Here is a 15349-nt window from a genome sequence, read left to right as displayed (position 1 = left end):
AACAATAAAAGTTAACTTCTTTGTGGTTATCGCAATAAATCTCCCCCGCAAGCAAGCAAATACTATCATGATGAAAGCGTTCTTTCAAGGCTATATCAGCGTTATTCCTGATTTTCAACTTTGTGGTATACTAAATAAAATCAGCGCTTAACCAGATCGTTTATTGTAAACCAAAAAGTTAACAATTGGAGGTCCATATGTTCTTAGAACTCGATGATCATGGTATTTCTGTTCTGAAGGCACTGGCATCTGACACCAGAGCTTCGATTCTCAGACTATTGTTACATACACCGCTTACGGTCAGTGAGCTCGCCACAAAGCTTAACTTAAGCAAAGCGATCGTCTCACGCCATATCCGGTTACTGGAGGATGCCAAGATCATCAAGCTCCAGGACAACCTGGAGGCTGCCGACAGCCGAAAGAAGAATTTCATTGTTGCGGTAGATCATATTGCACTCAATTTACCGCAAAAGCTCCATCTTCCATTTAAAGTAATTACGAATGAAATCAAGCTGGGATACTATTCTAATTTTTCGGTCACCCCTACCTGCGGATTAGCCAGCCAGGCTAAAATTATCGGCAAGCTAGATGATCAACGGACCTTCGTCTCCAATGACCGGATCAATGCTTCTTTAGTTTGGTTTGCGGAGGGCTTCGTTGAATATATGATTCCGAATGATTTCAACCGAAATTTTACTGCAGAATTATTAGAGTTATCCTTGGAGCTATCTTCAGAGTTTCCTGGGTCCAACAATAATTGGCCAAGTGATATCGCCTTTTATATCAACGATGTTTTTTTAGGCACCTGGACAGCTCCGGGTAATTTTTCAGATGTGCGCGGGAAATTAACACCAAACTGGTGGGATAACGAACTAAGCCAGTACGGCCTTTTGAAGCATTTAAGAGTCACCAAGAAGGATACTGGAATAGACGGTCAGAAAATATCATCAGTCACACTCGCCCATCTAAAGATCGAAGACTCCCCCTTCATCAAGCTGAAGATTGGTATTGATGAGCATTCTACTAACAAAGGCGGACTTACCATCTTCGGGGAGCACTTTGGAAATTATCCGCAGAATATTCTGCTTAAACTGTTCTATACGGAGGCGGAATAAAGGGAAGTTTGGGGGCTGGGCTTCGACTCACCAACAATGCGCACGTAAAAAGGCTCTCCAGGAACGATGCGGGATCGTTTTGGAGAGCTTTTTGTTACCGGAGAGTTACAGCTGTTCGTTTCACCTATTCGGCGGTGCGCTTCAGACGCTCACGTTCATATACACCATCTAAATAATATTCCATAGCCTTGAGGGCATCCCTTTTGAAATCCATCTTGAAGCCGTCTAGCTTATGTTCGGCGAGAACCTGGAGCATGGCCGCGGGAAAACTGGCTGCATTCGCATAACCGATAATTATTGCATTTTGCGCCTGCAGCAATTCATAATAAGATTCCGCTGTGATAAGCTCCAATCTTTCGCTCAATAACCGGACGATGTCATCCAATAAATGGAACAGACCCAGACTACCCTTGATGGTCGTATCATAATCCACATTTTTCTCCAGGATGGTACTCTTAATGGCAATCAAGCGGATAAAGACGGAATCCTGATCCAGAATACTCTCCATCTCTTTCAAGAACAGCACTTTAAACTCACTATAGGTCATCATTTCTATGGGTAGCAGCAGGTCTTCAAACTTCTTAAATCGCTGCTCGTATTCCCTGAACACTATTTCCATAAACAGAGTTTCTTTGGTGCTGTAGTAATAGAAAAGGGTTCCATTTGACACCTTTGCCGCTTTAGCGATATCGGTCATTTTGATTTTTTCGAACGGATTCATCTTATAGATTTCATAAGCTGCATCCAGAATTAGTTTGGCCTTCTCAGCCTTGGCACTGTCCGTCATTGCTCTTTTCATACCATCACCCCCGATCTTCAAATACCCGGATTGACTCCAAGTCAATGGTATGGCTTTACACGTATATTGTAAAGGTCTAATGTCTACTTCATCATACTCATGACCATACTGTCCATCGCTCTGTCACTGAGCACTCTGCTCATTATGATCGCGGGCTTGGCCATTTTCCCAAGGGCAATTCTTGTTTTAGGTTTTTGGGCTTGAATCGCCTGCAGTACCTTCTCTGCCACAACTGAAGGGGACAACGCTGCCCCCGGTTTATATGAATTGTGATGCACCTTCGCAACCGCCATTGCCAGCTCTTTGTAGGGTCCGTTTCCGGAGTTCTTCAGCATCGGCGCTCCCGACACCTGGGCGAATTCCGTTTCGATCGACCCCGGTTCAATAAGAACAACGTCTATGCCGAATTTCTTCACTTCGAGCCGCAGGCAGTCCGACCACCCTTCCAGCGCGTGTTTGCTTGCATGATACCATGCGCCGAGCGGAGCGTGAATTTTACCGGCAACAGAGGAGGTACTGATAATTTTCCCGCTTCCTTGCTTCCTCATGTAAGGCAGAACAAGCTGTGTTACACAAGAAAGACCAAAGAGATTCACCTCAAACTGATACCGCGCATCGCTCAGACTGACCTCCTCCACGCTTCCGTAAAGAGCATATCCGGCGTTATTGAAGAGTACATCAATTCTGCCCTGTTCCTTAATGATGGTATCGACACATGCCTTAATATCTTTCTCCTCTGAAATGTCCATTTTCACCGTTATTGCCCCTAAATCCTTGAGCTCCTGCATGTGTTCCACCCGTCTTGCCGCAGCATAGACAATGTAACCTTCAGATAGAAGCTTCCTGGCCGTTTCTTTGCCGATTCCCGATGAAGCGCCGGTGATTAGAATAACCTTTCTGCTCATAGTAAAAACCTCCCTCAAATATAAAATAAGTCTATCAACTGTAATTGACTAAAAGTCAATGACTGCGAGTCAATAATAATTGACTTATAGTCGATTGTCAACGCCCCGTTTTTTATAGATCAAAAAAAGACACTACGGTTATTTTCGCGAATGTCATAGCCTTACGGATATGTCAATGATTAAAGTAAACCTGAACGCGAAGAAAGAGCCTTTGTCGAAAAACAATGGCTCCTTCTTTATGAAATGAAATTACTATTTTGATGAACTTGATGGAACATCAGTATCAGTCGGGTTTTCATCATTTAAGGTTTTACCTAAGAGCAACGAATTGGGATAATTTTTATGAAATTCTGCTTCATCTACTTTTAGAAAAAACGCGTCTTCAAAAATCAGTTGATTCGTATTAGGCCCGATTTCATCTATTTTTCTTGCTATCTCCGATTCCTTAAAGATACTTTGTTCCTCTGCTCGCACGAACATGCCATGAGGTGTATAGAATTGACTAGAATACCCTTTTGCGATTTTTGATTCTACGGATTCTACGTTTTTTACTGGTTCTTCGGATTCTACAGATTTCACGTTATTTGTTGAAAAATTACTGTTAACAAGGTTTTGATCTGTCTTATTCACGGCAAACATTTCTGGATAGGTGTCTGCTTTTAAACTCGATATTAATTCCACTCCTGAAATTATAGTTACTGCAAAGGCTATTAAGTATATTTTGTTAAACATATTATCCCTCCCTTTCTATACCAATAATTATTTCCTGCAATAAAATATTATATTCACTAAACTATTGAACAAATGTGAACATCAGTTTATGTTCTAATCGGATACAATAAAAGAACAAACCCAACTGGAGAGGTGCCAGCCATGCAATGGGAAGAGGTACGTAAGATTTATCCTAATCAATATGCTAAGTTGCAAATCCTTGCGTCGCATACCGCAAATGAAGATTTGAAGGTTGAGATTCGTGCCTTTAAAAGACCTAGAGCAGCTCGAATGACTAGAACACTTACAGACGAACAAAAGAAGCAAATGGCCTCGGTCATATTCAAAGATGAAGCTGTTCTCTACCAACTTCAACAAGCTGAGAAGGATCGCAGAGTTGGAATTTCGACTTACAGTAATAGCGAAGAAGAGTTTGCCCAACTACTCTACAAGACCCAAAATGAATAAATAGCTTAATCTCCGAGCATCTTCGCTGTGGTTAGGCTATTTTTTGTACAATAACACTTCTATCCCCTCATGCAGCGCGCATGCCCATCATACTCCCTCCCCTCCCCCCATATACATAGGAAGAACGGTTCACAAGCTGGAAGGAGAGATGGATGCATGCCCGGTGATGATGAGATTAAAGCGCTGGAGCGGTCGATTGCCGAGATCACGGAGATTGCTTCCGGGTTTGGGCTCGATTTCTATCCGATGCGTTATGAGATATGTCCGGCGGATATTATTTATACCTTCGGTGTGTACGGGATGCCCACCCGGTTCGGGCACTGGAGCTTTGGCAAGACTTTTCATAAAATGAAGGCTCAATACGATTTCGGCCTGAGCAAAATTTATGAGCTGGTCATCAACTCTAATCCGTGCTACGCCTTTCTGCTTGACGGCAACTCTCTGGTGCAGAACAAGCTGATTGTTGCGCATGTGCTGGCGCACTGCGACTTCTTCAAGAACAATATGCGCTTCTCCATGTCCAACCGTGATATGGTTGAGAGTATGTCAGCCACCGCCGACCGCATCAATGATTACTCCGTCACCTATGGCACAGACACCGTTGAGAGCTTCATTGATTCCGTGCTGGCGATCCAGGAGCATATCGATCCCAGCCTGATCCAGCCGCGCAAGCTGGGCAAGACCCATCTGCTTGAAGCCAAAATGAAGGAACGCAAGGACGCCCATCCTGGCAATTCATCACCGACTAGTGCCTACAGCGAGCTGTGGGATTTGGAGAAAAAGGAAACTGAGGACCCTGCGCCGGAGGCCGCTGGTAAGCGTGCTTTTCCCCCGGAGCCGGAAAAAGATATCGTCTGGTTCATCCAGCAATACTCCACCGCTCTGGAGGACTGGCAGCGCGACATCATGACGATGCTGCATGACGAGATGCTGTATTTCTGGCCGCAGATGGAGACGAAGATCATGAACGAAGGCTGGGCCTCGTATCTCCAAGGTGCTTACGAAAAAAGGCTCTCCGTGAACGATATTCATCGTTTTGGAGAGCTTTTTAATGGCAAATAATCTGATACAATAAAAGGACAAGCCCGATTTTAGGTACCAGTAATGTAATGGGAAGAAGTTCGGCAGATCTATCTCGATCAATACGTAAAGCTGCAAATCCTTGCCTCACATAACGGAGGTAACACCAAGTGTGTTGATGAAGTCGCACTGATTCGTGCTCTTCAGGACCCGAAAGAAGCGACAAAAGAATTGCTGCAGTCTAAGGATGGTTGATTGTGTCGCATACCGCAAACAACAACTGAAGGTTGAGATTCGTACTCTTCGTGGGTTGCGGAGAGTCGTGCAGCATGAAAATTGAATATGTGGATGGGTTGCTGCAAACGTCCCTGACCTTGATTTATAAGGGACAAGCTCTGAACTAGTTAATCATTTGGTTAATTTGTGCCATGTTCTTCACGTAATGCTCCTGCCCTAAAGACTTTAGTTTTATCGTCGATACGGCTATATCTTATATAATTTTTGTTATCAGGTGACAAGCCTGAACATTTGAATATCCCGACAAATCTGTAACGTTTTATACCTAAACTATCTCTATAATTTGCAAAAACTGCCCTTTCCTTATTTAACCTGAAGTCATCTTTAATGAGAGCCATTCTTTCGTCTTCAGTTTGATTTTCATGTGACTCATCAATATAAGTCCAATCATCAGATAAAAAATTTAACCATCCTCTTGCAGCGGACTTAGCATCTTCATCAACAATAACAGATAGCTTTGGACACCAAACCCATAGTGTATTGGACACTCGGAAACCACTTCTTTGAAACCCTATATAACCTTTATCAAAAACATTGTTGGCTATATCTGTTATTTGTTTAAACGACACATTATCATAAACAGATAAGTACTCTTGCTGTTTGATTTGGCTCAGTTCTTCTTCATATGTCAACCACTTTAATTGTATCTTTGACGCTTTGTTTTTAATAATTGAAACGACTTCAATAATTCGTTTATTAATCGCTTCTATTGGCTGCGATGCATCGATTCTTAAGCAGATAAAATCAGTATTTTCATTTTCATTAACTGCGGCAATTATGTCATCCATACGTAATTTGTCTGCCTCTTGATTATTTTTGTGATACGATTCATCCACTTCTATCGCTACCTGGAGTTGTGGAAAGTAGATATCCATTAGAGCATGTCCACCATCTTTACGCTTTACATATTGTTGACTTACAGGTTTCAACTCCATATTATCAAGCTTATGCCAAATCGCATTGATAATGTAGTTTTCATAATCCTTTCTCTTAGTTCGCGATAAAGTTTTAACTAAATAATCCCGTTTATCCACTTCCTTGTACCTCCAGTTTTATTCCTAAATGTGTAAACTTTCGGCTCTGAGCAACTGATTTACTCTTAGTGTAAATTAATACTGAATGAAGATAAACCTTATTTGGGTACAGTGATAGAACTCATGTATTCTATACTTAAAAAAGGACTTCAAAGGATTTGATGTATTTTATGAAGTTCTTTCTTGTAATAAGAATACATTCGATGTAATCAAGAATATAAAAGTTATGTTGAAAATCCTTATGAATCTGATCTGTATTGAGTCCTAAAGAAATAAACAGAGGCCTGATGATTGGCGTCTGTTTATCAAGTCATCATTGGAGCTTTGGAAAATCGAATATCAAGCAAACTATTTATTAACTTGCTTACAATATGGCATCATTTCTTTAATTTTTTCAACTATCCTTTTCTGTTCAGCAAGTGGCGGTAATGGGAATGCTACCTTTGAAAGAATTTCAATATTAATATTTTTTTGCGCCGTTGAACGTGACATTTTATCAAGTATATCTTTATAACACATTAACACGTATAAGAAATACATATTCGTGTCAATAGGGTGGTATGCATTAAACCCTACAACACTATCAGGAAAACATGCATCAAATCCCAAAATTGCAACATCGCCAATATTAGCTGCAATCGTCAAACAAACTGTTCCTTTTTGCCATACCCTACTCTGTGCAACACCTAATTCGTTATACATAGTAGTGTACTGAGTAATAATTTCATCGGCTCTAGCAACATCTCCAGTTTGTATCATAGGGAATGTACCATTTTCAAATATCTTAACATCGTTCCTAGGTCTGTGTTTTGATTTTCCTCGGCTCAATTCTCCAATTTGTTGTAATCTCACCCACTTCCAACTCTCTGGAATTTCGAAAGGTATCTCATCCTCTGTTATTACTGGCAGTGGCTTTTCCTTCTTAATCTTGTTTTCCTTAATCAGCTTAACTTTTTCTTCTTGAATATGCTGATACAATGCTTCGGCAGTACCCTCTTCTTCTCGTTGTTCAACCAATTTCCCCTGGATAGCATATTGCAAAATGGATTTCTGCATATCCTCTGGAAACTTCTTATTAAACACCTCTAATTTTGAATGGGCTTCACCGTATTTTTCAACATAAGGCATTAATGCTTCAATCTTGGCAACGATTCGCTTTTGTTCTTCTAGTGGGGGAATAGGAATCACAGCCTCAAGCACATTTTTTCTTTCGATTCCAGGTATCATACTTTTAGCTTTAGCCTTTAACGTATTTACATAACTTTTAATGAATATATGTATATATTCAATATCCATAATAAATGTTCTTAAAGACATGATCTGTCTGGCGATATGAACTTCTTCTTCTTGTAAAATTGTTGTAGTCCCAACAGTTCCTTTACATGTTAATAATAAGTCACCTTTCAATGCAATAGACTTTGGTTCATTTGTCCATCTATTAATAACTAGTCTACCATCAACTATGTTACTAGCCCCTGTCAAATATGGAACACCCACTTTTGTATCCTTATATTTATTTGGTGTCATATCTTGACCTGATGTTAATAATATAACTTCCCCTAACCTCACCCATTCCCAACTTTCAGGAATGTCAAACGGTATGTCATTCTCTGTGATTCCTGGTATTGGCTTTCCCCTTTTTATCAACTGCTCTTTTTCTGCATTAATCTGTTTTAGCAGTTCTTTCGCAGTTCCCTCTTCTTCTCTTTGCTCAACAAGCTTTCCTTGAATCGCCAATTGGAGAATACTATTTTTCAAATCCTGTGCATTCATCCTAATTACCTCCAAGCATAAAAGTAATCTGCTCTAGCACATGATCGATTTCAGCATTGAGTGAAGCTCTTTTTTCTTGATACTGATGGATCAAATCCATTGGCTCTAAAATAATTTCTTCCTCATGGGGAAATCCGCACAAGTCAATGTTATAGTTTAAGGCGGCTATCTCATTAACTGTATATTTCTTAGCCTTTGGGAACCCATCAACTTGGATTTCTTCTCGTGCGACCCACCAAGATAAGGCTGGTTCAAAATGCTCCAGCTTCATCGGTTTTGTCTTCGAGAAGTTCTTATAACCTTCTGGCATATCCAGGCGATAAAACCAAGTCTCTTTTGTTGGATGCGTGTTGTCGAAGAACAAAATATTCGTTGTGATCGACGTATAGGGAGCAAATACACTATGAGGTAACCTCACAACAGTGTGGAGATTGAACTCCCCAATTAATTTCTTTTTAATATTGATTTTGGCATTATCCGTTCCAAACAGGAATCCGTCTGGAAGAATGATGGCACATCTTCCGTTTTTCTTAAGCCTGTACATGATGATGTTGATGAATAAGTCGGCAGTCTCAGAGCTTCTAAGGTCTGATGGGAAATTGACTTTTACGCTATCCTTTTCATTGCCACCATAAGGCGGATTCATAAGGACTACATCAAACTGCTCCATCTTCCTATATTCCTTGTAATCCGTTTCTAACGTATTGCCATGAATGATGTTTGGGTTGTCAATATCATGCAGCAGCATGTTGGTAACACATAGAATGTGCGGTAGTGCTTTCTTCTCCACTCCATAAACAGAGTTATTGTAAATCTCCCTGTTTTCAAGGGAGTTGCCAACCTGCTTCTCTAGGTCATTTAGAGCAGAAACTAAGAATCCACCTGTACCACAAGCAAAGTCCCCAATTCTTTCGCCTAGAATCGGCTTAATCACTTCTACCATAAAATCGGTTACCGCTCTTGGAGTATAGAACTCCCCTGCGTTACCTGCACTTTGCAAATCTTTTAAGAAAGATTCGTAAATCGTACCAAAAGTATGGCGTTCTTCGTATTCTGTAAAATCAATCTCACCAATGATATTTATAACTTGCCGCAGCAACACGCCATCCTTTTGATAGTTGTTGGCATCTTCAAATGCATATTTCACAATGACCTGGTTCATAGGTGTTTCATCATCAATTTCAAGATTTTTAAGGGTCGGGAAGAGCGTGTTGTTAACAAAGGTTAATAAAGAATCGCCAGTAAGTGCTTGACCATCTTTCTCATCTACAGCCCAATCTCTCCACTTTAAGCCCTCGGGAATGATTGATTTGTAATTATCATCGTACAGTTCCCATGCCTCTTCTTTTGCATCAAAAATTTTTAGAAATAGAATCCAGACGATTTGTTCAATCCGTTGAGCATCGCCATTAATCCCTGCATCATTTCTCATAACGTCTTGAATTCTTTTAACAAAATTAGTTACTGCCATTCTTGTTTACCTGCCTCGTCGTGTTGGTTTATGGTGTTATGCGTAATAAATCTCATTCTCTAATTCCTGAACCGCCTTCTGGTACGCATCTTTTCCACCGAAGGCCTTGACTATCTTCATAGGACTTCCGAATTTGGAGAATTCCTTGAGTTGGAGCACTTTGGTTTCTTCAATTTCCTTGATGCCTTCATCGGCATACTTATCAAGCAATGTTTCTAATACTTGCTGTGCTAATTCAGAATACTTATAAAGATAATGACGTTTTTTTACGTTGTTTGCTCTTTCAGCTTTGGTTAGAGGTGGTTTATCATAGGCTAGATGACAAATCAAATCGAAATCATCCAGTTCTGTTTTGCCCAATTCTTCTCTTACCGCATCCAGCAAAACGCCTTCATCTTTTAATTCGTCAATGATAGCTTGTTTTTTTTGCGCTTCTGTCCATTTTCTAAGAAAATCATCTAGCCTTGCGTATTGTTGCAGGATATTTTTCTTAGTATAATCTATAAGACTCTCGGTAATAAGCTTACCATCCTTATCCAGATATTGAACCCTTTCTGAAAGGACCTTTACGACAACATCACCAATATAATACTTTTTAGGTTTGTATTTATCATCAAAACCGTCTGTGTTGTAATCCCCTTCTGTTTCAATGACGCCACCTGCATTATTGTAACTATCTGTTTCATAAAAAAATTCTTCAATTGGCTCGATTACTGGCTCATCGCCATTAATCTCCAATACGACTTCTGGCTTCCCATCAAATGATGGATCAGCAAATAATCTGCTGGCATTACGAAAATCCATGATCGTGAAATAGGTCTTCCCGTATTCTTCGAGAAGCCTTGTTCCTCTTCCGATAATTTGTTTAAACTCGGTCATTCCATTATCACCAAAATTGTTGTCCAGCACAATCAATTTACACATTTTCGCATCCACACCAGTGGTCATTAATTTGCTGGTAACTGCAATAACAGGGTATGTACTTTCTTCGTCAATGAAATATTCCAGTTGCGCTTTCCCTTCATCATTATCCCCTGTTATACGCATGATATATTTATTATTTGCAGCATACAAATCCTTGTTTGCATTAATCAGAGCTTGTCGCATTCGCTCCGCGTGTTCAATATCCACACAGAAAACAATAGTTTTGCTAAATCTGTCTGTCTTCTTTAAAAACTCAGTAATCTTGGCTGCAATCACCCTCGTCCTGTCGTCAATAACCAAGGTTCTGTCGTAATCCTTGACATTATATTCTCTATCCTCGATTTCATATCCATGTTTATCGACTTTTCCAATCTCTGGCCGATAGCCTTCAAGGTCTTTATCAAGGCCAATTCTTATCACTTTATATGGTGCTAAGAAGCCATCATCAATCCCCTGCTTTAAAGAATACTCATAAATAGGCTCACCAAAGTAAGTTTGGCTTGAGGCTACCTTCGTTTCAACAGGAGTGGCAGTACACCCTACATGTGTGGCTGATGAAAAGTAATCCAGGATTTTTCTCCATGCAGAATCCTCTTTCGCGCTGCCTCTATGACACTCGTCTATAACAATCAGATCGAAGAAATTCGGTTGGAATTGCAGGTAGGCTTCTTGTCCGTCATCCCCTGAAAGCTGCTGGTATAAGGCAAGATAAATCTCATAAGAACTGTCTAGAGTTCTGTTTTCAACCTTTGTCATCTTACCGCCAAATGGCTTGAAATCACCAGATATCGTTTGGTCAACCAATACATTTCGGTCCGCTAAAAATAATATCTTTTTCTTTAAGCCAGCTTTCCAAAGTCTGTATATAATTTGAAATGACATGAAGGTTTTACCTGTTCCAGTGGCACATACCAATAATACTCGATCTTGTCCCTTTGCTACTGCATCCACAGTTCGATTAATAGCTACACGCTGATAATATCTAGGGGTCTTGTAATTCGGCACATAATAATAAGGTTCAAGAAGCACTTTTTCTTCTGCATCAGTTACATTCTTATCCTTTAGGTATCTTCTATATAAATCCTCTGGCGAGGGGAACTCCTCAAGCCTTAGTTCACTTACTTCACCAGTGATTAAATTTTGTTCAACAAATCCATCCCCGTTGGAAGCATAAACATAATAGATGTCAAGTGCTTTTGCATAGCTAATGGCCTGCTGCAGCCCCGCACCAACTGGATGATTATTATCTTTTGCTTCAATGACCGCCAGAGGAAAGTTGTTCTTATAGAACAGAACATAATCTGCCCGTTTCCGCTTGCCTCTGGTAGTGATATTTCCACGCAGAATGATTCTTCCGTCCGTAAAAGGATATTCCATTCGAATTTGTTTTTTTAATTCCCATCCTGCGTTAGTAATTGCTGGTGTGATATATCTGGCTTTGATATCTTCTTCAGATAAATCTCTCTTTGCCATGTGCTCAATCCTTTCCCTCTGATTTCACCTGGATGAATATTATGAAGTTCTTATTAAAAGTGGTTATGTATATTACTAACTATCGTAAATGGTTCACAATGATCACTACGACAATCCAGTTTGAATTTATGGACTTGTTGCATATCCAGACTAAAAAATCCCTTTATTCTTCAGTGATCCCTTCTTAAATATATATCTTGAGTAACATCTTCCTTACTCCATTCACCTCTGGATGCTTTATTCGTAAAATGTAAAATGATTCATAGGAAAATATTCCTAAGTTCATAATAGCATGTCTATATACAATGGGAGTATAAAAAAATGAGGACTCAAATTGAGTCCCCTACATTTGTTTCATCTATACGTCTTAGCCAAGCATCGAAATAACTTCTGCTGAGGTTCTCCACCCAATGATTACATAATAGATAATCATAACCATAGATCGAATATGGATCACTGTAAAATCTCGGCCGTCCGTTAATATTTCGTTGTTCGATTAAAGAAAGGGTAGGGTCGACTTTTTTCAATACAGGATAAGTGATATTAAATGTCCTCTTGGCGTAGTCCAGTCGCTGCAACCGCTCAACTTCGCGCTCTGTTAATAGATCATCTGCAATCAGTCGCTCAAAACTGGATCTGACCAAAGCACCAATTTTTATTTCCTCAGATCCTTTAAAATCAGCAGGTAATTTCTTTACTTTTACTGGCGATTTCGGTAGGCCTACTGGCTGCTTATCATCTGCAAAAAGATTATACATTTGTATACTTCGCATAAACAGCTCCGAAGTATCAGACACAGAATTGGATAAGGCTGTAACCACATTGAAGATTTTCTCCTTGAAGTCTTCATTGCACAGAAGCTCAAAACGAAAATCTAGACCTTTTGCATGGAACAGATCCTGGAGTTCGGCTATGTAGAGTTGCAGCGGCTCACATATTGCACCATATATTTTTGGAGCAGCAAATATAATATTTCCAACATTCAAATTGAAGTAGCCATGGATCGCCATAGCAGTGCGAATCATTTTCTTCAGTACTCTGGATATCGTTTCTTCCTTGAAGCCGTAATTCAAGCCATTCTCATGAAAAGCTACATCAATACCATATATGTTTTGAACACCTTTCTCCCCTCCTACTTCTAAGCCCAGAGCATCAATCTCCGCCTGTTGGAGTAGTTGGGAGAATGAACTGTTCTGCTTAAACAAATCAAGGCTATATTTCTCTTTAAAATATAGGTCTGCATCTTTCATCATACTTTCGACGACTGCTTCATTATGAATTTCCCACGACTTCACCGATGGCTTCCAGTTCAACTGAACAAGCTGACAATTCTTTGCATGTCTCAGCCATGAGAGCATCAAGGATTCTCCGATTTCTATTTTCAACAGAGCTACACCTCATCACCTATTTTTCTGAATAAAGTCTTTTCTCCAAGCGTAACTGAATCCACTCCCCATCCAGCGTATAGCCAAGATTTAGCCTGTGTATTCGTCAACGTATTAGCCCACCACGGACGATATTTACAGGCAGATACAGGAAGCGAAAAGCCTAGTACCATTTCGATTTGGTCTATACTCATGATCACTTGCTTGCCTTCGACACTCAATAAATATTGATAAAGTGAAACATATTTCCCAACATTATTCTCCGTAAGATTCATTGGCTGATTTCTATATTTTTTCAAAGTAGGCCGTACAATAACTTCAGGCGGTGACTCCAGTGAATCAACAGACAACGCCTCCTGTCCTTCCAGCGCTCGGGTCAACCTTTGCAGCATATAGCCGATCCCCGTACAATCGCTTAGAGGAAAGAACAATTCCTGTCCTTGATTAAATACAGCCTTAACTCGATCTGCATAATGCTTGCCGCCCAGCACTGTGATCTCCTTATATTTGAATAATCCCTTTCTTTCAGTCTGCTCTTTCAACTGAGCGATTTGAATAGTCTCACTGGAAGTATTAATGAAAGACACGTTATAGTCTTCTGGAATAACATCCTCAGGATATAGAAAACCATATTTTGCAGACAGAATTACCCAATGATCGAAGAAGGTTTTAGCATATCTTTGACAGGCCACCGCAAAAACACCTGTATAAACGTTTTGCGCTTCTACAGGTCCAATTGAAGGCTGCTTATCCCATATCTTCGCGGCACCGCAAGGAATAATACAAAGCGATTTATCTTGATTCACTGGCGAGCACCTCTATTTTATCAAAATCTTGGTTATTCAATGGTTCTTTATACAACTCGTTCACTTGCCAAAGTCCACTTCTTCTTATTTTCTCATGGGGTGATGACATTCCAAGCCATTCAACAGAAGGAGCACACTCATCACATAATGATATCGTAGATATCAGCCTGGATTTCAAGGATAAGCGCTCTGGTTTATTCTCTACAGCCAGCACACAAAATGAGAAATGCTTCTGAATATAGTCACTAACCCTGCCCTCTATAGTTGACTGATATGCTGAATCTATTAAATGACCATTATTAAGCTTAGCTTCCCTAGTTGTAAAATCGAGTTCCCATACACTTGCGTATGGATCTTTGTCTTGATTCAGCAAGCACCTGCCTATGTTCTTACGAAAAATACTTCTATCCTTATTCTCCTGAACAAAATGCTGCTTCAAACGCGACCTGAGTTGATTAGGGCCTGTGTGGGTACCAATTCGAACAATCCGATCTGCGTCATGCCCGTATTCCCCTGTTTCAAAGAGCAAATAGACCCCATTTCTGGGGATGATGTTGTCCTCAAAGGGAAAGTGATATCGAATCATTTTATTAACGATCTCATGCAAAATACAACATTGTTGGCTCATATAGATTGACCCCCTATTGATCTACAAAACCCGTTTTTCAAGTGTTAATAAATGTAATCTTAACACAATAAGATTGCTATTGGTTTATGATATAGTGAGCGAAAGGAAGGTGAGCAGAATGTCCATTTCCAAGGAACAACTGGAACAGAGCTTTCAGGGGAAATCTTACGTAGACCTTAAAGATTTGGTCCAACTGATCGAAGAAAACTTTGGATTCAACGTTACGCTGCAAAGAAAAGATGAATAGCCTACATTTACAGATGAACAAAAGAAGCGAATGACTTCAGTAATTTTTAAAGATGAAGATGTCCTTTCCCAGCTTTGTAAGTCCAAAAATGACCGTGACAATGGAATTTCCACATACAGTGACAGCGAAAATGAGTTTGCACAATTACTGAAAGAGAAACAGAATGAGATCTGACCATTACAAGGTTCTCTGGACCACTTACGCTCGGGTATCCTAACCTCTCAGCATATTCGCTGTAGGTTAGGCTATTTTTTGTACAATAACTTTTCTATCCCCTCATGCAGCACGCATGC

12 protein-coding genes and 1 pseudogene are annotated in these 15349 nt (G+C 40.1%); 3 read left to right on the top strand and 10 right to left on the bottom strand.

Annotation, left to right across the window (positions count from 1 at the left end; genetic code table 11):
* Positions 1 to 197 precede the first annotated feature (197 nt).
* On the top strand, positions 198 to 1115 hold the full coding sequence (locus MKY86_RS07770; RefSeq protein ID WP_076079124.1) for an ArsR/SmtB family transcription factor: 918 nt from the start codon (positions 198 to 200) through the stop codon (positions 1113 to 1115).
* Positions 1116 to 1239: 124 nt separating this feature from the next.
* Here the strand turns inward: MKY86_RS07770 and MKY86_RS07765 are convergent, their stop codons facing one another.
* The 3 genes from MKY86_RS07765 to MKY86_RS07755 all read right to left on the bottom strand — a co-directional run bounded on the left by MKY86_RS07765 (position 1240) and on the right by MKY86_RS07755 (position 3551).
* On the bottom strand, positions 1240 to 1914 hold the full coding sequence (locus tag MKY86_RS07765) for a TetR family transcriptional regulator (RefSeq protein ID WP_076079125.1): 675 nt from the start codon (positions 1912 to 1914) through the stop codon (positions 1240 to 1242).
* A gap of 83 nt (positions 1915 to 1997) precedes the next feature.
* Complete coding sequence (locus MKY86_RS07760; RefSeq protein ID WP_076079126.1) at positions 1998 to 2819, bottom strand: oxidoreductase; 822 nt, start codon at positions 2817 to 2819, stop codon at positions 1998 to 2000.
* Between the two features lie 252 nt (positions 2820 to 3071).
* The gene (locus tag MKY86_RS07755; RefSeq protein ID WP_076079127.1) at positions 3072 to 3551 is read right to left on the bottom strand and encodes a hypothetical protein; all 480 of its coding nucleotides are present in this window, start codon (positions 3549 to 3551) and stop codon (positions 3072 to 3074) included.
* Between the two features lie 141 nt (positions 3552 to 3692).
* Between MKY86_RS07755 and MKY86_RS07750 the strand changes: the two genes are divergently transcribed.
* Both MKY86_RS07750 and MKY86_RS07745 read left to right on the top strand, forming a co-directional pair.
* Entirely contained in the window at positions 3693 to 3998 is a 306-nt protein-coding gene (locus MKY86_RS07750) for a hypothetical protein (RefSeq protein ID WP_076079128.1), read from the top strand.
* A gap of 156 nt (positions 3999 to 4154) precedes the next feature.
* A pseudogene (locus MKY86_RS07745) lies at positions 4155 to 4985 on the top strand (SpoVR family protein); the annotation flags it as partial.
* A 449-nt stretch (positions 4986 to 5434) separates the two neighbouring features.
* On the opposite strand, the gene MKY86_RS07740 reads toward MKY86_RS07745, so the two are convergent.
* The 7 genes from MKY86_RS07740 to MKY86_RS07710 all read right to left on the bottom strand — a co-directional run bounded on the left by MKY86_RS07740 (position 5435) and on the right by MKY86_RS07710 (position 14809).
* The gene (locus MKY86_RS07740; RefSeq protein WP_076086676.1) at positions 5435 to 6349 is read right to left on the bottom strand and encodes an AbaSI family restriction endonuclease; all 915 of its coding nucleotides are present in this window, start codon (positions 6347 to 6349) and stop codon (positions 5435 to 5437) included.
* Between the two features lie 348 nt (positions 6350 to 6697).
* Complete coding sequence (locus tag MKY86_RS07735; protein WP_076086673.1) at positions 6698 to 8122, bottom strand: restriction endonuclease subunit S; 1425 nt, start codon at positions 8120 to 8122, stop codon at positions 6698 to 6700.
* A gap of 1 nt (position 8123) precedes the next feature.
* Positions 8124 to 9593: a class I SAM-dependent DNA methyltransferase gene (locus MKY86_RS07730; protein ID WP_076086670.1), complete on the bottom strand. Its 1470-nt coding sequence runs from the start codon at positions 9591 to 9593 to the stop codon at positions 8124 to 8126.
* A gap of 36 nt (positions 9594 to 9629) precedes the next feature.
* On the bottom strand, positions 9630 to 11990 hold the full coding sequence (hsdR, locus tag MKY86_RS07725; protein ID WP_076086667.1) for an EcoAI/FtnUII family type I restriction enzme subunit R: 2361 nt from the start codon (positions 11988 to 11990) through the stop codon (positions 9630 to 9632).
* Between the two features lie 329 nt (positions 11991 to 12319).
* The gene (locus MKY86_RS07720) at positions 12320 to 13375 is read right to left on the bottom strand and encodes a hypothetical protein (RefSeq protein ID WP_076086664.1); all 1056 of its coding nucleotides are present in this window, start codon (positions 13373 to 13375) and stop codon (positions 12320 to 12322) included.
* A 5-nt stretch (positions 13376 to 13380) separates the two neighbouring features.
* The gene (locus MKY86_RS07715; protein ID WP_076086661.1) at positions 13381 to 14181 is read right to left on the bottom strand and encodes a DUF6884 domain-containing protein; all 801 of its coding nucleotides are present in this window, start codon (positions 14179 to 14181) and stop codon (positions 13381 to 13383) included.
* The gene (locus tag MKY86_RS07710; protein ID WP_076086658.1) at positions 14168 to 14809 is read right to left on the bottom strand and encodes a hypothetical protein; all 642 of its coding nucleotides are present in this window, start codon (positions 14807 to 14809) and stop codon (positions 14168 to 14170) included. Before MKY86_RS07710 ends, MKY86_RS07715 begins: the two co-directional genes overlap by 14 nt.
* Positions 14810 to 15349: the final 540 nt, after the last annotated feature.

Source organism: Paenibacillus sp. FSL R7-0333, assembly GCF_038000365.1.
GTDB classification, from domain to species: Bacteria; Bacillota; Bacilli; order Paenibacillales; family Paenibacillaceae; genus Paenibacillus_AQ; species Paenibacillus_AQ silagei.
This window is presented reverse-complemented; position numbering and strand designations above follow the sequence as displayed.

What these genes read in the sequence shown, in the direction of transcription:
- MKY86_RS07760 (WP_076079126.1), bottom strand. Translation starts at nt 2,819, where the DNA reads ATGAGCAGAAAGGTTATTCTAATCACCGGCGCTTCATCGGGAATCGGC.
- MKY86_RS07770 (WP_076079124.1), top strand. Translation starts at nt 198, where the DNA reads ATGTTCTTAGAACTCGATGATCATGGTATTTCTGTTCTGAAGGCACTG.
- MKY86_RS07765 (WP_076079125.1), bottom strand. Translation starts at nt 1,914, where the DNA reads ATGAAAAGAGCAATGACGGACAGTGCCAAGGCTGAGAAGGCCAAACTA.
- MKY86_RS07710 (WP_076086658.1), bottom strand. Translation starts at nt 14,809, where the DNA reads ATGAGCCAACAATGTTGTATTTTGCATGAGATCGTTAATAAAATGATT.
- hsdR (WP_076086667.1), bottom strand. Translation starts at nt 11,990, where the DNA reads ATGGCAAAGAGAGATTTATCTGAAGAAGATATCAAAGCCAGATATATC.
- MKY86_RS07730 (WP_076086670.1), bottom strand. Translation starts at nt 9,593, where the DNA reads ATGGCAGTAACTAATTTTGTTAAAAGAATTCAAGACGTTATGAGAAAT.
- MKY86_RS07735 (WP_076086673.1), bottom strand. Translation starts at nt 8,122, where the DNA reads ATGAATGCACAGGATTTGAAAAATAGTATTCTCCAATTGGCGATTCAA.
- MKY86_RS07750 (WP_076079128.1), top strand. Translation starts at nt 3,693, where the DNA reads ATGCAATGGGAAGAGGTACGTAAGATTTATCCTAATCAATATGCTAAG.
- MKY86_RS07755 (WP_076079127.1), bottom strand. Translation starts at nt 3,551, where the DNA reads ATGTTTAACAAAATATACTTAATAGCCTTTGCAGTAACTATAATTTCA.